The sequence below is a fragment of the Pseudomonas jilinensis genome, assembly GCF_003586265.1.
GTDB lineage: Bacteria > Pseudomonadota > Gammaproteobacteria > Pseudomonadales > Pseudomonadaceae > Halopseudomonas > Halopseudomonas phragmitis.
This window is the reverse complement of sequence record NZ_QJSA01000017.1, coordinates 73,826-90,362: the sequence shown is the minus strand read 5'-3', so window position 1 is coordinate 90,362 and position 16,537 is coordinate 73,826. Positions and strand designations below refer to the sequence as shown.

General features: G+C 60.2%; 21 protein-coding genes. 16 read left to right on the top strand and 5 right to left on the bottom strand.

Features of this window, described 5'->3' with window-relative positions:
- The first annotated feature begins 93 nt into the window (after window positions 1–93).
- From C2846_RS16800 to C2846_RS16750, 11 genes are all read left to right on the top strand, one after another.
- Window positions 94–525 carry a VOC family protein gene (locus C2846_RS16800; protein WP_119702015.1) on the top strand — a complete coding sequence of 144 codons (432 nt, stop codon included), beginning with the start codon at window positions 94–96 and terminating at the stop codon, window positions 523–525.
- An 85-nt stretch (window positions 526–610) separates the two neighbouring features.
- Window positions 611–928, top strand: a complete 318-nt coding sequence (locus tag C2846_RS16795; RefSeq protein WP_119702014.1) for an antibiotic biosynthesis monooxygenase family protein — start codon at window positions 611–613, stop codon at window positions 926–928.
- 72 nt (window positions 929–1,000) lie between these two features.
- Window positions 1,001–1,429 (top strand): SRPBCC family protein, encoded by a 429-nt coding sequence (locus C2846_RS16790; protein WP_119702013.1) that lies wholly within the window; start codon window positions 1,001–1,003, stop codon window positions 1,427–1,429.
- Between the two features lie 196 nt (window positions 1,430–1,625).
- On the top strand, window positions 1,626–2,363 hold the full coding sequence (locus tag C2846_RS16785) for a tetratricopeptide repeat protein (RefSeq protein ID WP_080048264.1): 738 nt from the start codon (window positions 1,626–1,628) through the stop codon (window positions 2,361–2,363).
- A 74-nt stretch (window positions 2,364–2,437) separates the two neighbouring features.
- Window positions 2,438–2,896: a hypothetical protein gene (locus C2846_RS16780; protein ID WP_131038235.1), complete on the top strand. Its 459-nt coding sequence runs from the start codon at window positions 2,438–2,440 to the stop codon at window positions 2,894–2,896.
- A 69-nt stretch (window positions 2,897–2,965) separates the two neighbouring features.
- Window positions 2,966–3,607, top strand: coding sequence for an LNS2 domain-containing protein (locus C2846_RS16775; RefSeq protein WP_119702011.1), 642 nt, complete (start codon window positions 2,966–2,968; stop codon window positions 3,605–3,607).
- 22 nt (window positions 3,608–3,629) lie between these two features.
- Window positions 3,630–4,604, top strand: a complete 975-nt coding sequence (locus C2846_RS16770; protein ID WP_119702010.1) for a hypothetical protein — start codon at window positions 3,630–3,632, stop codon at window positions 4,602–4,604.
- A complete protein-coding gene (locus C2846_RS16765; RefSeq protein ID WP_119702009.1) occupies window positions 4,604–5,341 on the top strand; it encodes an alpha/beta fold hydrolase in 738 nt (245 codons plus the stop codon). Before C2846_RS16770 ends, C2846_RS16765 begins: the two co-directional genes overlap by 1 nt.
- A 41-nt stretch (window positions 5,342–5,382) precedes the next feature.
- Window positions 5,383–6,162, top strand: a complete 780-nt coding sequence (locus tag C2846_RS16760; RefSeq protein WP_205890259.1) for a pseudouridine synthase — start codon at window positions 5,383–5,385, stop codon at window positions 6,160–6,162.
- A gap of 131 nt (window positions 6,163–6,293) precedes the next feature.
- Window positions 6,294–8,384: a TonB-dependent receptor gene (locus C2846_RS16755; RefSeq protein ID WP_119702008.1), complete on the top strand. Its 2,091-nt coding sequence runs from the start codon at window positions 6,294–6,296 to the stop codon at window positions 8,382–8,384.
- Window positions 8,385–8,461: 77 nt separating this feature from the next.
- The gene (locus C2846_RS16750; RefSeq protein WP_080048258.1) at window positions 8,462–8,785 is read left to right on the top strand and encodes a YqfO family protein; all 324 of its coding nucleotides are present in this window, start codon (window positions 8,462–8,464) and stop codon (window positions 8,783–8,785) included.
- A 94-nt stretch (window positions 8,786–8,879) separates the two neighbouring features.
- Here C2846_RS16750 and C2846_RS16745 read toward each other — a convergent pair whose 3' ends face one another.
- The 3 genes from C2846_RS16745 to C2846_RS16735 form a co-directional block, all read right to left on the bottom strand.
- A complete protein-coding gene (locus tag C2846_RS16745) occupies window positions 8,880–9,833 on the bottom strand; it encodes a cytochrome-c peroxidase (RefSeq protein ID WP_205890260.1) in 954 nt (317 codons plus the stop codon).
- 164 nt (window positions 9,834–9,997) lie between these two features.
- On the bottom strand, window positions 9,998–10,486 hold the full coding sequence (locus tag C2846_RS16740; protein WP_119702007.1) for a L,D-transpeptidase family protein: 489 nt from the start codon (window positions 10,484–10,486) through the stop codon (window positions 9,998–10,000).
- Window positions 10,487–10,488: 2 nt separating this feature from the next.
- Complete coding sequence (locus C2846_RS16735) at window positions 10,489–11,037, bottom strand: NUDIX hydrolase (RefSeq protein WP_119702017.1); 549 nt, start codon at window positions 11,035–11,037, stop codon at window positions 10,489–10,491.
- Between the two features lie 132 nt (window positions 11,038–11,169).
- Here C2846_RS16735 and C2846_RS16730 point away from each other — a divergent pair, with 132 nt between their 5' ends.
- The 5 genes from C2846_RS16730 to C2846_RS16710 are packed head-to-tail and all read left to right on the top strand — an operon-like array spanning window position 11,170 to window position 14,414.
- A complete protein-coding gene (locus C2846_RS16730; protein WP_119702006.1) occupies window positions 11,170–11,763 on the top strand; it encodes an NUDIX hydrolase in 594 nt (197 codons plus the stop codon).
- Between the two features lie 13 nt (window positions 11,764–11,776).
- Window positions 11,777–12,301 carry a gamma carbonic anhydrase family protein gene (locus C2846_RS16725; protein ID WP_080048254.1) on the top strand — a complete coding sequence of 175 codons (525 nt, stop codon included), beginning with the start codon at window positions 11,777–11,779 and terminating at the stop codon, window positions 12,299–12,301.
- A gap of 3 nt (window positions 12,302–12,304) precedes the next feature.
- Window positions 12,305–12,517, top strand: a complete 213-nt coding sequence (locus tag C2846_RS16720; RefSeq protein WP_080048253.1) for a DUF1289 domain-containing protein — start codon at window positions 12,305–12,307, stop codon at window positions 12,515–12,517.
- Complete coding sequence (purT, locus tag C2846_RS16715; RefSeq protein ID WP_119702005.1) at window positions 12,514–13,695, top strand: formate-dependent phosphoribosylglycinamide formyltransferase; 1,182 nt, start codon at window positions 12,514–12,516, stop codon at window positions 13,693–13,695. The genes C2846_RS16720 and purT overlap by 4 nt, the downstream gene beginning before the upstream one ends.
- Window positions 13,696–13,748: 53 nt before the next feature.
- Window positions 13,749–14,414 carry an SGNH/GDSL hydrolase family protein gene (locus C2846_RS16710; RefSeq protein WP_231705552.1) on the top strand — a complete coding sequence of 222 codons (666 nt, stop codon included), beginning with the start codon at window positions 13,749–13,751 and terminating at the stop codon, window positions 14,412–14,414.
- On the opposite strand, the gene C2846_RS16705 is transcribed toward C2846_RS16710, so the two are convergent.
- Together C2846_RS16705 and C2846_RS16700 are read right to left on the bottom strand one after the other, a co-directional pair.
- Window positions 14,390–15,703, bottom strand: a complete 1,314-nt coding sequence (locus C2846_RS16705) for an HlyC/CorC family transporter (protein ID WP_080048250.1) — start codon at window positions 15,701–15,703, stop codon at window positions 14,390–14,392. The genes C2846_RS16710 and C2846_RS16705 overlap by 25 nt on opposite strands.
- A gap of 22 nt (window positions 15,704–15,725) precedes the next feature.
- Complete coding sequence (locus tag C2846_RS16700; RefSeq protein ID WP_080048249.1) at window positions 15,726–16,526, bottom strand: cytochrome C assembly family protein; 801 nt, start codon at window positions 16,524–16,526, stop codon at window positions 15,726–15,728.
- Window positions 16,527–16,537 lie beyond the last annotated feature (11 nt).

Sequence of the window (16,537 nt, the reverse complement as noted above, 5' to 3'; positions counted from 1 at the left end):
CGATTTTACGGGGAGGTGACACCGGACCTGCGCGAAAATCTGCGCAGGGCGGTTACTTCCACGTTATGTGTGCAAACTAGAACGGAGGAGCAGATGAAATCCATTAAGGCCTCGCTCATGTTTGTCGGGGAACAGGCTGGAAAAGCCGAGGAGGCAATCAAGTTTTATACCTCTTTGTTCCCTGGTTCAGAGATCATTGATCTTCAGCGCTACGAAGCTGGCGAGCATGAGCCAGAAGGTTCTACCAAAATGGCTAGGTTTACGATAAATGGCACCGAATTTATGGCGCTGGACAGCCATCTTGACCACCAGTTTGCCTTTACACCATCCATGTCATTGTACGTTGAGTGTGAATCTATGAGCGAAATAGAGAAGGCGTTTCGGGCCCTCGCCGAAGGTGGCTCAGAGCTAATGCCTTTGGATAACTACGGTTTCAGCGAAAGATTTGGATGGTTGAATGATAGGTATGGCGTATCCTGGCAGCTCAATCTGTCGAGCCAGGGCGGTGGCAGCATCAACTCATAACCAGGCGCAGCACTACGCAGCTTCCGGCTGCCGGACGCTCGCAAGTTCGCGCCGGTGTGCACGGCGTTAATACCTAGAGGGAACCATGCCAGAGATCGCCAAAACTCCTGAACCTCCATACTTCGCGGTGATTTTCAGCAGTCAGCGTACGGAGGGTGATGACGGGTACTCTGAAATGGCTGAACGGATGGTGGAACTGGCGTCAGAGCAACCCGGTTTTCTGGGCATTGAGTCTGCTAGAGAGGGCGTTGGTATCACGGTGTCGTACTGGGCGAGCCTTGAGGCAATCACTAACTGGAAGAAGAATGCTGAGCATCGAGAAGCTCAGCGGCTTGGCTATCAGCAATGGTACTCAAGTTTTCGGGTTCGAGTGGCCAAGGTCGAGCGTGAGTACGGCATTTAACCAGCGGTCAACCGGACCGGTTTTACGCTGTCGCACCAAAATCCAGGCTGCCGCATACAAGGAGTTAAATTTATGGCAAATATTGAGCATGTCCAGTATGTGAATGTTCCCCCTGCACTCGTTTACCAAGCGTTGACGACGGCGCGCGGCTTGGCTGAGGTCTGGACCCAGGATTTACAGTTCTCTGCTGAAATTGATGCGGTTAATGAGTTTCGGTTCGGCGACGAGCGTCCGACGAAGATGAAAATTACAGCGCTGATACCCGATACCAGAATGACCTGGCATTGTGTCGATTCAGACCCTGAGTGGATTGGGACTAACGTCAGTTTCGAGCTAAATGATATGGGCAACAAGACAGCTGTCACCCTGCGGCATACAGACTGGCGTGAAGTCACCGAGTTTTACCGGTTCTGTAATTATAATTGGGCGATTTTTCTGTTGAGCCTTAAGCAATACTGTGAAGGTGGGGCGGGCATTCATTACCAGGCGCGTAAATTTTAGCCTGGCAATGGCTTCAACTGGGGTCGTGAACCTCCCCGCTAAAGTGAATACCCGCCTCACAACCAGAGCCGCTCAGGGTTGAGGGCGGTTGGGGTATTTAGTAATCTCCAGCGCATCGTGCTGCGGTGCTGGACTGGCCGTATGCTGCCCGCCTGAGTCGCGGGTATTTTTTTGACACACGGAGGTGGGGAGTTCAATGCCTTTTTTTATTCTCTCAGTGCTGATGCAGGTGGCGCTTGTTATTCATGTTGTGAAAACGGGTCGCAATACAACATGGATATGGATAATCGTGATGCTGCCACTGGCCGGGGCTATCGCTTATTTGATTCTTGAGGTTCTTCCTGGGGCTTCCAATAGCCGTACTGGGAAAAAGGCGGCGAGAAAGGTTCAGGACATCATAAATCCAGACAGGGATATCAACCGGGCGGCTAGTGACTATTCCGCAGCCGACACCGTGCAAAATTCTATGGAGCTGGCCAGGCAGTGCCTGAATCGGAATATGTTCCAGGAGGCAAAAAGCTTATATCAGAAATGTCTGAAAGGGCCTTATGCCAACGATCCCGATTTGATGTTTGGCTTGGCGAGTGCGGAGTTTGGGCTGAATGATTTCGCGGCTACCAGGCAAACGCTGGACCGGCTGATTGCGGAGAATCCTGGCTACAAGAATCAAGATGCTCATCTGTTGTACGCCAGGGCGCTGGAAGGGCTGGGTGACAGGGCTGCTGCTCAGCACGAGTATGAGACGCTTTATACCTATTTCACCGGGCCACAGGCCATGTTCCATTTTGCGCTGTTTCTCAAAGGCCAGGGTGAAACCGCCAGGGCTAAGGCCTTGTTCTCAGAGGTCATTGAGAAGTCGAAGAGGTCTGGCAGGCACTTCAATGAGCTGTACAAGGATTACATCAATAAAGCGAAGGCTGAGCTGTCCGGTTAATCGCGGCTAAGGAGCGGGCATGATTATTCGCGTGTTGCTGGCGGTTGTCTTTCTACTTCATGACAGAAGTCGCCATGTCTGAGCATTACGTGCAGCTAGTACCCGTTGATGCGCATTTCATCCCCGGCTTGGCGGCGCAGCAGGCGGTTGTGGCGTTGTTGCGTGAGCTTTGGCCGCAGGTTGGCGAGATTGACTGTGAGGTGGCAGAGCAGGTTGTCTATCGCGATTGCGGTGAGAATTTCGAGCGCGTTGGTTGCCCGCACTGTGGCGCCGAGCTGGATATTGCCGCCTGGCATGCCCTGATGGATGCCGATTATTGTGAGCAAAGCGGTGGTTTTGCGCTGGCGTCGCAGACTCTGCCCTGCTGCGCCGCAGTGGCAACAGTCAATGAGCTGGACTATGCCTGGCCTCAGGCGTTCAGCCGGTTTGCCGTGATCGCTCAGGCGCCTGGCGGTTTGCTGGAGCCGGCACTGCTGACGCAGTTGGAGGCCTTGCTGGGCTGCCCGTTGCGGGTGGTCTACCGGATGTGTTGAGCCGGTCTGCCCTGTGGGCATGCCCATGGGAATCAAGTTACGAGATCAGGGAAGTCGAGAGTGCCAATCATGTTGAAAAAACTCACCTGTGCGCTGCTGTTTGCTGCGACCACTGCCAGTCTTACAGCCGCCGCAAGTCTGCCGCCAACGCCAATTGAGCAGGCGCCATTGCCACACAGTGCGGTGGTGGTGTTCGATATCGACGGGACGCTGACGCCGCACAATCTGTTTGTGCATGAGGCCAGACCGGGAGCGGCCGAGGTGGTTAATAGCTATGCCGCGCGGGGTTATCAGGTGATCTATGTGAGCACCCGCGTTCCGTTGTTTCAGTCTGGTTTGACGGCCTGGCTGCACAAGCATGGTTTCGCGCCGGGGCCTGTGCATGTGGCGCAGAACTCTGCCGAACGTCGTGATCCGGTCGGGTTCAAGGCGGCGATCCTGCAGGGTTACCAACAAGCTGGCTGGACCTTGAGTTACGCCTATGGCGATTCCGCTACCGACTTCAGTGCCTACGAGCGAGCCGGGATTGCTCCGCAGCGGGTTTTTGCATTGAAGCGCCGTTTTTCCCGGCACTGCCAGCCGGGCGTCTATCGTACCTGTCTGGATGGTTGGGGCGCTCATCTGACGTTCGTCGAGCATGAGGTGCCATTGCAGGCGACGCTGCAAAAGGCTGCGGGTGCGGCGCGGACCCCGGTCGGGCCGGTTCACTAGCCTGTTGCCAAATGAGGTTGAGATGATCGTTCCCCGTTACTGGTCCGAGGCAACCCAGCACACACGACACGCCGGGCGTTCGTTCACGCTCAAGCGATTTGGCTGGTCGGATGTCAGTGAGCAGGCGGCGCAGGCGCATGCTCTGGAGCGGGTTCAGGCGGCTCTGAGTACATTGCAGGCTGAAGGGGATGTGCGCCGGGTAGATCACAAGATTGCCTATAACGGTGCCGAGGGCCTGCCGATTCGTGAGGAGGTGGTGGAGCAGCACGGTGACGTGGTGATCTCGCGCAACAGTTACGGGGCGCTGTGTCTGAACACTCCCGATGTGCTGTTTGCCGATGTCGATTTCGACTCGCGGCCTGGGCGAGGCCTGAGTCTGACGGTGTTTGCTGCTGTGCTCGGGGTGTCGCTGTTGCTGGCCATGCTCACGGGAATGGGCTGGTTGTTGGCGTTGGGAACTGTCGTGGCGTTGTTGGGTGGCAGGCTTGTTGCACGCCGCTTGCGGGCGCTCTGGGTCCGTTTGCGGGGCGGGGTGGAGGCGCTGGCGTTGGCCCGAATTGCGGCGGTGGTACAGCGGCATCCGGAGCTTAATCTGCGCATTTACCGCACGCCCCTGGGGTTGCGGGTACTGGCGATGAATGCCACTTATGCGCCTGCCAGTGACAAGGCGCAGGCGCTGCTGGCTGAGCTTGGATCTGATCCGGTTTATGCCCGGATGTGCCGTAATCAGCAATGTTTCCGCGCTCGCGTCAGCCCCAAGCCGTGGCGTATCGGGGTCGAGCGGATGACGGTCACTGGCAGTTGGCCGGTTAAGCCTGAACGCCTGGCCGCGCGTCGTGCCTGGGTGGCCGCTTATGAGCGCCAGGCACTGGCCTATGCTGCCTGTCGCTTCGTCACCGAAATGGGCAGCCGCCAGGTGACGCCACGGGCCGAGCAGGTGCGCCGCCTGCATGACGGTTTGTGCCGGGTGCATGACAGCCGTCTGGAACTGGCTTGATGACGACCTGCGCCGAGCCGCCGGTGCTGGTGCTGTTACCGGGTATGGATGGCAGCGGGGACTTGTTTGCGCCGCTGACAGCGGTATTGGGCGATCAGTGTGAGCTTTTGGTTATGCGCTATCCGCCGGACCAGCCCCTGGGTTATGCAGCGTTGACGCAGTGGGTGCGAGCGCATCTGCCTGAGGGGCGCGCTTTTGTACTGCTGGGTGAGTCGTTCTCTGGGCCGCTGGCAATCTCGCTGGCGGCGCAGCAACCACCGGGATTGTGCGCTTTGGTGTTGTGCGTCAGTTTTACCCGCAATCCCCGGCCAGGGTTGTGGGCTCTGCGCTGGCTGTTGCCGCTACTGCCGTTCAAGGCGTTACCTGCGTGGCTGCTGTCTGCCCTGTTGTTGGGGCGCTTTGCCAACCCGGCCTTGCGGCAGGCTCTTGCCCAGGCGCTTGAACCGGTCCATGAGCGGGTGCTGCGGGCGCGGGCTGAGGCGATTCTGAGGGTCAATGTTGACCAGGAGCTGGCTCAGGTAGACGTGCCAATATTGTATTTGCGTGGTGATCATGACCGCTTGGTGCCGGGCCGTGTCAGCCAACGACTGACGCGTATTCAGCCGGCCTTGCAGGTGGTTGGGATACAGGCGCCGCATTGCCTGCTGCAGGTGGCGCCGGCCGAAGCTGCTGCCGCCCTGGAAGATTTTTTGCGCACAGTGCCTGCACCTTCATCTGCTACCATGGCCGACCTCTGATACTCAGCCGGCTGTTGCTGCCGAGACTGCCTGGAGTTGTCGTGCCACTGTCTGATTCCAATACCGCCAGCATTGTTTGTGCAGCCAATCCCCTGCGCGAGATCTATCGCGACCAGTGGTTGCTGGTAGTGCATAAGCCGGCGGGCCTGTTGCTGCATCGCAGCCCTATCGACCGCCATGAAACCGAGTTCGCGTTGCAGTACGCACGGGCTTTGAACGGCGGCGAGCATGTTTATCCGGTACATCGGCTGGATCGGCCAACCTCGGGGCTGCTGGTCTTTGCCCGCGACCCAGAGACCGCCAGCATCCTGGGCAAGGCGCTGATGGCCGGAGAGGTGAGCAAGACCTATCTGGCACTGGTGCGCGGCTGGACACCGGAGGCGGGGGAGATCGATCACCCGCTGCGTGAACAGGCCACCGACCGGCGCTGCAAGGATGAGCCGCAGCCACTGCGTGAAGCCTTTACCCGTTACCGGCGCCTGGCAACGACAGAAATTCCGGTGACGATCGAGCGTTATCCGGCCAGCCGCTATAGTCTGGTCGCGCTTTATCCGCAGACCGGGCGCAAGCATCAACTGCGCCGCCACATGCAGCACATCAGCCATCCGATCATCGGCGATACCAACTATGGCCGGACCCGCCACAATCACTATTTTGCCGAGCGCTTTGGTGGCAGTCGGCTGATGCTGGCTGCTATCGGGATGTGTTTTCGCCACCCGCACACGAGTCAGCAACTGGAACTGCACGCAGCCCCTGAGGCGAGCTTTATGCAGGTGCTGTCGATTTTTTCCGAGCCGTTGCCGTCGTTTGCTGAGCTGTAGGCTTTAGCTGTTCTCTTTAAGCCGCAAGGGTATTTTCGGGTTTATTTGTTACGTTATAACAATTATTATGCTGCCCCGGTGCCGTGCACCAGGTTCCGTCAGTAACCGGATGACATGTGGGGAGCATGTAGATGAACAAGACACCTTTGGCCTGGGCGGTTGCCCTGGCTACTTTGGCCAGCCCTGTGGCGCTGGCTGCCAATACCTCGGCTCTGAGCCTGCCGGATACGACCGTCAGTGCCAGTGCACTGAACAGTCGGGCGGTGGATATGACTACGCCAGCGGCCGTTTTGCAGGGTGATGAGTGGTTCCGGCTGCGCGAAACCAATCTGGGTGACAGTCTGGAAAGCGTGCCTGGTGTGCGCGCCAGCGGATTTGGTGCCGGGGTCAGCCGCCCGGTGATCCGTGGCCTGGATGGTGCCCGGGTGCGGGTCCTGAGCGATGGGGTGGATGTGCTGGACGCTTCGACCACCAGCCCGGATCACGCGGTGACCGCCGATACCCTGCTGCTGGAGCGGGTTGAGGTGCTCAAGGGGCCGGCCACTTTGCTGTACGGTGGTGGGGCGATTGGCGGGGTGGTCAACCTGATTGACCGCCGGGTGCCGACCTATGTGCCGGAGGCCGGCATTGAAGGTGATCTGGAACTGCGTGGCAACACGGTGGCGGATGAGCGGGCGGGCGCTGTGGGCCTGACCATGGGCGCCGGGCAATTTGCCGGGCGGATCGAGGCCAGCAAGAGCAAGGCTGATCCTTACCGTATCCCTGGCCACCATTCGCGTCAGGATGGCTCGTTCAATGATACCGACTCGGCCTCGTTGGGGCTGAGCTGGGTGACTGATCGCGGCTACGTTGGCCTGGCTTACAGCCGCCAGAACCGTGAGTACGGTCTGTTGGCCCATGAGCATGCCGACTGCCATACCCATGGCCCGCGTGACTGGCATTGCGGCGGCCATGATCATGACCATCACGACGACCATGATGATCATGACGACCACGATGATCATGACGACCACGACCACGACCACGACCACGACCACGACCACGACCACGATCATGGCAAGGCGCGGATCGACATGCAGCAACGGCGCTGGGACCTGCGCGCTGACTACCGTGATCCCTTTGCCGGGTTTGAGCGCCTGCGGGTGCGCATGGCGCATACCGACTACAAGCACAAGGAGCTGGAAGGGCACGAAGTGGGTACCCGGTTCGACAATCGGGGGAGCGAGGCTCGCGTCGAGCTGACCCATGCACCGCTGGCCGGCTGGCGCGGGGTGGTAGGTGGCCAGTTGTCGCGGCGTGATTTTGCTGCGGTAGGTGAAGAGGCCTATGTGCCGCCGACCCTGACCCACAACCGGGCGCTGTTCCTGCTTGAAGAGTATCAGTGGAACGACTGGCGCTATGAACTTGGCCTGCGCCATGAGTGGCAGGAAGTGGACGTCAAGCGCAGCAGTGAGGATGCCCGGCATCGCGGCAATTCATTGTCGGCCGGGGCGACCTGGCAGTTCCAGCCCGATTATGCGCTGTATGGCTCGCTGTCGCGTTCGCAGCGTCTGCCGACCGCTGAGGAGCTGTATGCCAATGGTCCGCATGCGGCCACCCGCACTATCGAGCTGGGCAACCCGGATCTGGACAAGGAGACTGCCTACAACGCCGAGCTGGGTTTGCGTCGCCTGACCGGCCCCTGGACCTTTGATGTCAGTGCGTATCGCAATCAGGTGTCAGACTACATCTACGCTGCCGATACCGGTCATGAGCCGGGTGCCGGCTACCGTGAGGTGGAATACCGTCAGGCCGATGCCGTACTGCGCGGTGTGGAAGGTAGCGTGCGTTGGCAGGCCACCAACAGTCTGGGGCTGACCCTGTTCGGTGACCATGTGCGTGGCAAGCTGAAGTCGGGCGGTGATCTGCCGCGGATTCCGGCTGATCGCTACGGTCTGCGCCTGGATCAGGCCTTTACTTCAAGCCTGTCCGGTCAGCTTGAAAGCTACCGGGTCCAGCGCCAGAACCGGACCGCCGAGTATGAAACCGATACCTCGGGCTACACCATGCTCAACGCCGGGCTGAGCTACCGGGGGCAGGTCAACCAGGGCTCCAGCTACCTGCTGTTTGTCCGTGGTAACAACCTGCTGAACGAAAAGGCTCGTCAGCACAGCTCCTTTATCAAGGATGAAGTGCTGCTGCCGGGGCGGAATATGACGCTGGGCGTTCGCTACAGCTTCTAAACCGCATACCTCGCGTTGTGCTCCAGGCTCCGGGCTGCAAGACTGGTTATTCCAGTTTGCGGTCCGGAGCCTTTTTTATGTTCAAACTCTGTTTCTATGTACCTGATTCCCATCTGGAGGCGGTCAAGCAGGCGGTGTTCGCCGCCGGTGGTGGACGTATCGGCGACTACGATCAGTGCTGCTGGCAGGTCAGGGGGTTGGGGCAGTTCCGGCCGCTGGCCGGCAGCAATCCGTTTCTGGGCCGCCAGGGTGACGTTGAGCAGGTTGAGGAGTGGCGGGTTGAGCTGGTCTGCGCCGATGAGCTGATCAGGGCGGTGGTGGCTGCGCTGAGGCAGGCGCATCCCTATGAAGAACCTGCCTATGATGTGTGGCGTTTGAGTGATCTGCAGGCGTTGCCGTAAGGCTCTCAAGGTCATGGCGAGGAGCGCAGCGACGTGGTGATCCATGCGTGTGCATGGATCACCACGCGGCTGCGTCGCTCGTGATGGCAGGACGTTATTTCTCGAACGGCACCGGTTGCGGGGTGTCGTTGTTTGATGGGGGCAGCAGCGGGATGGTGAAGCTGGGCTGCTCGCCGGTCAGGGTCTTGAGAAATGCGGTCATGTTGTCGATGTCTTCCAGTGCCAGCTCGCGGCCGAGTTGCAGTTTGGCCATCAGGTCAACGGCTTCCTCCAGCTTCCAGTAGGCACCGTCGTGGAAGTAGGGGTAGGTCAGCTCGACGTTGCGCAGGGTGGGGACCTTGAACGAGAAGCGGTCGGCATCGTTGCCGGTTACCGCAACCCGGCCCTCGGAAGGGTTGTCGGTAATGTAGGGCTGGACGATTCCCATGCGCTGGAACGAGGTGCCGCCCAGGCCCGGACCATTGTGACAGGCGGTGCAGCCGATTTCCTTGAAGGTGTTGTAGCCGGCCAGCTCCTGCTGGGTCAGGGCGCTGTCGTCACCCTTGAGCCACAGGTCGAAGCGTGAGTTGGGAGTGACCAGGGTTTCCTCGAAGACGGCGATGGCGTCGGTGACCCGCTCCAGGGTGATGTCCTCGTCGCCATAGATGCTGGCGAACTCGGCCCGGTATTGCGGAATCGAGCGCAGTACGTCCAGCGCCAGAACGTGGTTGGAGGCCATTTCCATCGGGTTGGCGATCGGGCCGGCGGCCTGTTCCTGCAAGGTGGCGGCGCGGCCATCCCAGAACTGGGCGACGTTAAGGTTGGAGTTGAGGACGGTTGGCGAGTTGATCGGGCCTTCCTGCCAGTTGTGGCCAATGGAGGTCGGCAGGTTGTCGCTGCCGCCCATGCTCAGGTTGTGGCACGAGTTGCAGGAAATGAAGCCCGAACGCGATAGCCGTGGGTCGAAGAACAATTTCTTGCCCAGCTCGACCTTTTCAGGTTCGGTGATGACCGCAGGTTCGATCGGCTGCACCGGCTCGGTCGATAGGCGGTCGGCCAGCGCAGGCATGGCCAGGGTAGTGGCCAGCAGTGTGCTCACTAGCTTGATATTCATCAGGTAACTCCTCATCCGGACAGGTTGGCGCATGCTGCACAAGGCATGACTTTTTATGCCTTTAGTGTCACCTGTCGGGTAAATGAGGGTTTTGACTCATATCAATGTGGGTTGGTGGCTCAGGGGCGGATATCGACCAGAGTGCCGTCAGGAACCAGATCCCAGAGCTCTTTCATGTCGCTGTTTTGCAGGGCGATGCAGCCATCTGTCCAGTCCAGACCCTTGTAGAACCACTCGGGGAACTCGTCGTTGATTGGCGTGCCGTGAATCATGATCATGCCGCCGGGGTCGACGCCGCGATCCCAGGCGGCCATGCGGTCCTTGAGGTTGGGGTAGTCGACGTGCATGCTCAGGTTGAACTGCGGGCTTTCATGCCGCCAGTCGATGGTATAGACACCCTCGGGTGTGCGCTGATCGCCCTTTTGCTGCTTGTGCCCGACCGGGTAGCGGCCGAGTGAGACCCGGTACTGGCGAATGGTCTCGCCCTGGCTGATCACTTCCAGCCGGCGCTCGGACTTGAGGATCAGGATCTTGTCTATCGGAAGAGCGTCGGCCTGGGTGCTCAGGCAGACCAGTGACAGCAGCAGGGTAAGGAGCAGACGGGGCATTGTTACGACCTTTTTCCGGGGTTGTAGCGAATGTCCTGAACGTGGACCGGGAAGTTATGCTGCTGCCGGTCGATAAAGAACTGGCGCAGGGTTTTGCCTACGGTAGGGAAGGCCAACTGCTCCCAGGGGATCTCCGACTCATCGAACAGTTTGACTTCCAGGCTTTCTTCGCCGGCGGCGAAGTCCAGATCGCTCAGCTCGGCACGAAAGAACATGTAGACCTGATTGATATGTGGCAGGTTGAACAGCATGTAGAGCTGTTCGGCATGGACCCGGGCGCGAGCCTCTTCCCAGGTTTCGCGCAGGGCCGCCTCAATCGTGGTTTCACCATTCTCCATGAAGCCGGCCGGCAAGGTCCAGAAGCCCCGGCGCGGTTCGATGGCGCGCCGGCACAGCAGTACCTGTTGCTGGTATACCGCCAGGCAACCGGCGACGATGCGCGGGTTCTGGTAATGCACCGTCGCGCAGGTGTCGCAGACGTAGCGCAGCCGGTCATCGCCTTCCGGGATGCGCTGGCTGACGGGTTGGCCGCATTGGCTGCAAAATCTCATGATAAGTGAACAGACCCTGACGATATCACGCTCGTTGTTTTGTCCTATCTTGCGGCCCATTTGCCGGTTGGGCAACTGGTTCCCGCCGGGGGATCATGCCATCATTGGGGAAAATGCTTTGAGGTGGTTTGCATGCTGGACCTGATGCGCAGTCGAGTGCTCGGCTACCAACCCCGGCAGATCGATGCGGTCGGTCTCCCCGAGGCCGGGGTCCTGATACCTGTCACTTGTGTGCACGAACAACCGGAAATCATTCTGACTGTACGCTCCCAGCGTCTGTCTACCCACTCCGGTGAGGTGGCTTTTCCTGGCGGCCGTCGGGACCCGGGGGATGTCGATCTGTGCTACACCGCCCTGCGCGAAGCGCACGAGGAAATCGGCCTGCTGCCGGAGCTGGTCGACGTTGTCGGCCCTATGGGCAGCCTGGTGTCGCGCTACGGAATCAAGGTCACTCCCTATGTCGGGATCGTGCCGGATGTGTTCGACCTGGCGCCCAACAGCGGTGAAATCGAGGAAGTGTTCCGGGTACCGGTCGAGTTCTTTCTTGAGGATCAGCGCGAAATGACCCATCGCATCGATTACGAAGGGCGGAGCTGGTATGTGCCCAGCTATCGCTTCCAGGGGCACAAGATCTGGGGGCTGACTGCGCTGATGCTGGTCGAGTTGATGAACGTGGCCTTCGATGCGCGGATCCCTTTGCATACCCCCTATGATAAAGAACGCTGATTGAGGAGCCGTGATGAAATACAGCCTGGGTAATGATCGGGTCGAAATGGCCGAGGACGCCTGGATCGCTGAGACTGCCGCCGTGATTGGCAAGGTTTCGCTGGCCGCCGGTGCCAACGTCTGGTTTGGCGCGGTGGTACGTGGCGATGTCGAGCGGATCGTGATCGGTGAGCACAGCAATGTGCAGGATGGCGCTGTGCTGCATGCCGATCACGGCATCCCGTTGGTGTTGGGTAAGGGCATTACCGTTGGCCACAATGCCATGCTGCACGGTTGCGATGTCGGCGACTACAGCCTGATCGGCATCAACGCGGTGGTGCTCAACGGCGCCAAGATCGGCAAGCATTGCATCATCGGCGCCAACAGCCTGATCCCGGAGGGCAAGGAAATTCCTGATGGTTCGCTGGTGATGGGCTCGCCGGGCAAGGTGGTCAAGCAGTTGAGCGAGGCGCAGAAGAAGATGCTGGAAGCCAGTGCGGCGCATTACGTCATGAATGCCCGGCGTTTCCGTGATGAGCTCAAGGTGCAGGTCGACTGAGTCATGACAACGCCCGTCCCTTCGCCCTGTGTCTCTGTCTGTATGCTTGATGAGCAAGATATCTGCACCGGCTGCCAGCGCAGCGGTCAGGAAATCATTCAATGGGGGCGGATGAGTGACGCCGAGCGGCGCGCGGTGCTGGCGCGTTGCGAGCAGCGCGCTCGGGATCAGGGGCTGCTGTTCGAGCCTGCTTCACAACAAGGAACATCGGTATGACGCAAATTGGAACGCCGCTGGCCGCCGGGGCCACTCGGGTATTGCTGCTGGGCTCGGGCGAGCTGGGCAAGGAAGTGGTGATCGAGCTGCAACGCCTGGGCTGCGAGGTGATCGCGGTGGATCGCTACGCCAATGCACCGGCTATGCAGGTCGCCCACCGCCATCATGTGATCAATATGCTCGATGGCCGCCTGTTGCGTGAGGTGATCGAGTCTGAGCAGCCCGACTATATCGTGCCGGAGATCGAGGCCATTGCCACGCCGGTGCTGCTGGAGCTGGAACAGGAAGGTTATACCGTGATCCCGACCGCCAAGGCGGCCTGGTTGACCATGGACCGGGAAGGTATCCGCCGTCTGGCCGCCGAGGAGCTGGGGTTGCCGACCTCGCCATACCGGTTTGCCGACAGCCTGGAAGACTATCAACGGGCGATCCGCGAGATTGGTTTGCCGTGTGTGGTCAAGCCGGTGATGAGTTCGTCGGGCAAGGGCCAGAGTCTGGTGCGCACGACCGATCAGGTGGAGCCAGCCTGGGATTATGCCCAGGCGGGTGGCCGGGCCGGCCAGGGGCGGGTGATCGTCGAGGGCTTTGTCGATTTTGATTACGAGATCACACTGCTGACCGTGCGCCATGCCGGTGGCACCAGTTTCTGCGCGCCTATTGGTCATCGTCAGGAAGCCGGCGACTACCAGGAGTCCTGGCAGCCGCAGGCCATGAGCGAGGCTGCTCTGGCCGAGTCGCAACGGGTGGCCCGGGCGGTGACTGATGCTCTGGGTGGGCGCGGGGTGTTTGGAGTCGAGCTGTTCATCAAGGGTGATCAGGTCTGGTTCAGCGAGGTGTCGCCGCGCCCGCACGATACCGGGCTGGTCACGCTGATTTCCCAGGATCTGTCCGAGTTTGCCCTGCATGCCCGGGCGATCCTCGGCTTGCCAGTACCGGCGATTCGTCAGTTCGGCCCGGCCGCCTCGGCGGTGATTCTGGTCAATGGCCAGTCGCAGGATGTGCGTTTTGGCAATCTGGAACGGGCATTGAGTGAGGCGGATACCCAGTTGCGTCTGTTCGGCAAGCCTGAGGTCGATGGGCAGCGGCGCATGGGGGTGGCGCTGGCGCTGGATGCGGATATTGAAACGGCACGGGCCAAGGCGCTGCGCGCGGCCAATGCTGTCGAGGTCAAGCTCTGAGCCGCTGGTGGTATCTGGCTGCACCGGCACTACCGCTGCTGCTGCCGCAGGCCTTGTGGGTCAAACGCACGGCCTTGCGCCTGCCGGATGCGGCGCAGCCCTGGCAGGGTTGCGAGCAGCCGGAAGGCGTCTGGAATGTTGAGCCGCTGCGCTTGTTGCTGGTCGGTGAGTCGACCGTGGCCGGGGTTGGTGTGGATTCACAGGCTGAAGCTCTGGCCGGTCAATTGGCCCGGCAGTTGGCGCAGGCTACCGGGCGTGCCGTCGAGTGGCGGGCCTGTGGCCGTAACGGTGTGCGGGCTGCAGAGTGTCGCAGTGAGTTGCTGCCGGCTGTGAGTGGTCAGCGCTGGGATCTGGTGGTGCTGGTGCTGGGCGTCAACGACACCACGCATTTGACCCCGCGCTGGCGCTGGCGGACTGAAGTGTCCGCGCTGATCACTGCCTTGGGTGCCAGCGGTGCTCAGGTGCTGGTCAGCGCGGTGCCTCCCCTCGGGCAGTTCCGGGCTTTGCCGCAGCCGCTGCGGGCCTGGTTCGGCTTGCGTGCTGGCCTGCTGGATGCTGATCTGCGCCGGTTGGTGGCGCATAGCGGAGCGGCTTACTGCACGCTGGATATCCCCTTTCAGGCACATTACCTGGCCCGTGATGGCTATCACCCGTCCGCCGAAGGCTATCGCCTGTGGGCGGGCTCAATAGTGCGTCAATGGCTGGCGCTTGAGTCCTGATTGCCTGTTGCGGCGGTGTTGACCTGGGGATCCAGGGTTCGCTGCCAGACTCGCACGCTTTTGACCATATTGTCCTTGGTTTGCAGGATTTCCATCCGGTAGGGGCCGATACTCAGGCACACGCTGGTTTCTGGAATACTTTCCAGCTGCTCGGTAATCAGGCCATTGAGGGTCTTGGGGCCGTCGGCCGGCAATTTCCACTGTAGGTGGCGGTTGATGTCGCGGATCGAGCTGGCGGCGTCGATCACGTAGCTGCCGTCGGACTGCGGGTGGATATCCTGGCTGGGCAGCAGCATATCGGTGGTGAATTCGCCGACGATCTCTTCAAGAATATCTTCCAGGGTGACCAGACCAATCACGTCTCCGTATTCGTCGACCACGATGGCGATCCGGCGCTTCTGTTTCTGGAAGTTGAACAGTTGGGTGTGCAGTGGCGTGCTTTCAGGAATGAAATAGGGGTCCTTGCAGGCGCCGACCAAAGCGTCCTTGGTCAGCTCTCCGCGGCTGAGCAGACGGGCGATCGAGCGCATGTGGACTATGCCAGTGACGTGGTTGATGTCGCCCTGGTAGACCGGCAGCCGGGTGTGATGACAGTTGCGCAACTGGTTGATGATTGTGTCGATGTCGTCTTCCATATCGATGCCCACGGCTTCGTTGCGCGGCACCATGATGTCGTTGACCGTCATCTTTTCCAGATCGAGGATGCCCAGCAGCATGTTCTGGCGGCTGCGGGTGATGCCCAGTCCGGCCTCACGCACTACGGTGCGCAGTTCTTCGGTGCTGAGCTGGTCGCCGTCGGCGGCGTTAGGGTTGACCCCGAGCAGGCGCAGTAACTGATTGCTGATGGCGTTGCAGACCCAGACGATGGGATACAGCACCTTCTGTAGCACGGCCAGAATGATGCTGACCGGAAAGGCGATCAGCTCGGGGCGCAGGGCGGCCAGGGTCTTGGGGGTAATCTCGCCGAAGATCAGAATGACGATGGTCAGGCCAAAGGTGGCAATCGCGATTCCGGCCTCGCCCCAGATCTGCACTGCGACCACGGTGGCGATCGAGGCGGCCAGGATGTTGACGATGTTGTTGCCAACCAGAATGGTGCCCAGCAGTCGGTCCGGGCGCTCCAGCAGCCGGGAGGCGCGCCGGGCCGCTTTATTGCCTTCCTTGCTCAGGTGCTTCAACCGGTAGCGGTTGAGGCTCATCATGCTGGTCTCGGAGCTGGAAAAGAACGCCGAGAGGATGATCAGCAGGCCCAGCAGAATCAGCAGTGTGCCTGTGTGGGTATCGTTCAAGGTCGGGCCTCGGACAGTGTGATCACAGCGGTAGCAGGAATTCGCGTACCAGTTTGCTGCCGAAGTAGGCCAGCATCAACAGCAGGAACCCGGCCAGGGTCCAGCGGATCGCATAGCTGCCACGCCAGCCGCGGAAATGCCGGCCCCATAGCAGAATACCGAACACCACCCAGGCCAGGCATGACAGCAGGGTCTTGTGCGCTATGCCCTGTGCCAGCATGTTGTCGAGGAACATGAAGCCCGACAACAGAGCCAGGGTCAGCAGGATTTCGCCGCACAGCAGAAACTGGAACAGCAGCCGCTCCATGGTTTGCAGTGGCGGGAAGGTGCGGATAAAGCGGGTGGGGTGCTTGTGCTTGAGCTGATATTCCTGAATGGCCAGCAGAATTGCCTGGAACGCGGCGATGGTCAGAATGCCGTAGGCCAGGATCGACAGCAGCACATGCACCAGCAGGCCACTTTGTCCGGCTACCAGGGTGGTGCCGTGATTGGGAAACAGCCAGGCCAGTACGCCGGTGATCAGGGCCAGCGGGTAGAGTCCCAGTAGCAGGCTGGTGACCGGTGCGCGCAGGCTCGACAACAGCGTCAGGGCAATGATCAGCCAGGCGATCAGCGAGGCGGCGTTGAAAAAGCCCAGCGACAACCCCTGGTCGGTGATCAGTTGCAGGTACAGGCTGACTGCGTGCGCCAATAGCGCAAACACACCGATGCCGCGCAGCAGGTTGGCGTTGACTGCCAGGCGTTTGCCCAGGCAGTGCATTTGATAGAGCGTACCGCCCAGGTAGAGGCTGGCGGCAAGCAGGCTGGAAGTCAGCGCTGTCATACATCCTTGAG

Excerpts from the sequence above, each read along its gene's own strand:
- C2846_RS16725 (WP_080048254.1), top strand. The coding sequence starts at position 11,777 with ATGAAATACAGCCTGGGTAATGATCGGGTCGAAATGGCCGAGGACGCC.
- C2846_RS16740 (WP_119702007.1), bottom strand. The coding sequence starts at position 10,486 with ATGCCCCGTCTGCTCCTTACCCTGCTGCTGTCACTGGTCTGCCTGAGC.
- C2846_RS16765 (WP_119702009.1), top strand. The coding sequence starts at position 4,604 with ATGACGACCTGCGCCGAGCCGCCGGTGCTGGTGCTGTTACCGGGTATG.
- C2846_RS16730 (WP_119702006.1), top strand. The coding sequence starts at position 11,170 with ATGCTGGACCTGATGCGCAGTCGAGTGCTCGGCTACCAACCCCGGCAG.
- purT (WP_119702005.1), top strand. The coding sequence starts at position 12,514 with ATGACGCAAATTGGAACGCCGCTGGCCGCCGGGGCCACTCGGGTATTG.
- C2846_RS16750 (WP_080048258.1), top strand. The coding sequence starts at position 8,462 with ATGTTCAAACTCTGTTTCTATGTACCTGATTCCCATCTGGAGGCGGTC.
- C2846_RS16735 (WP_119702017.1), bottom strand. The coding sequence starts at position 11,037 with ATGAGATTTTGCAGCCAATGCGGCCAACCCGTCAGCCAGCGCATCCCG.
- C2846_RS16785 (WP_080048264.1), top strand. The coding sequence starts at position 1,626 with ATGCCTTTTTTTATTCTCTCAGTGCTGATGCAGGTGGCGCTTGTTATT.
- C2846_RS16745 (WP_205890260.1), bottom strand. The coding sequence starts at position 9,833 with ATGCCTGCGCTGGCCGACCGCCTATCGACCGAGCCGGTGCAGCCGATC.
- C2846_RS16700 (WP_080048249.1), bottom strand. The coding sequence starts at position 16,526 with ATGACAGCGCTGACTTCCAGCCTGCTTGCCGCCAGCCTCTACCTGGGC.
- C2846_RS16780 (WP_131038235.1), top strand. The coding sequence starts at position 2,438 with ATGTCTGAGCATTACGTGCAGCTAGTACCCGTTGATGCGCATTTCATC.
- C2846_RS16770 (WP_119702010.1), top strand. The coding sequence starts at position 3,630 with ATGATCGTTCCCCGTTACTGGTCCGAGGCAACCCAGCACACACGACAC.
- C2846_RS16790 (WP_119702013.1), top strand. The coding sequence starts at position 1,001 with ATGGCAAATATTGAGCATGTCCAGTATGTGAATGTTCCCCCTGCACTC.
- C2846_RS16755 (WP_119702008.1), top strand. The coding sequence starts at position 6,294 with ATGAACAAGACACCTTTGGCCTGGGCGGTTGCCCTGGCTACTTTGGCC.
- C2846_RS16795 (WP_119702014.1), top strand. The coding sequence starts at position 611 with ATGCCAGAGATCGCCAAAACTCCTGAACCTCCATACTTCGCGGTGATT.
- C2846_RS16775 (WP_119702011.1), top strand. The coding sequence starts at position 2,966 with ATGTTGAAAAAACTCACCTGTGCGCTGCTGTTTGCTGCGACCACTGCC.
- C2846_RS16720 (WP_080048253.1), top strand. The coding sequence starts at position 12,305 with ATGACAACGCCCGTCCCTTCGCCCTGTGTCTCTGTCTGTATGCTTGAT.
- C2846_RS16800 (WP_119702015.1), top strand. The coding sequence starts at position 94 with ATGAAATCCATTAAGGCCTCGCTCATGTTTGTCGGGGAACAGGCTGGA.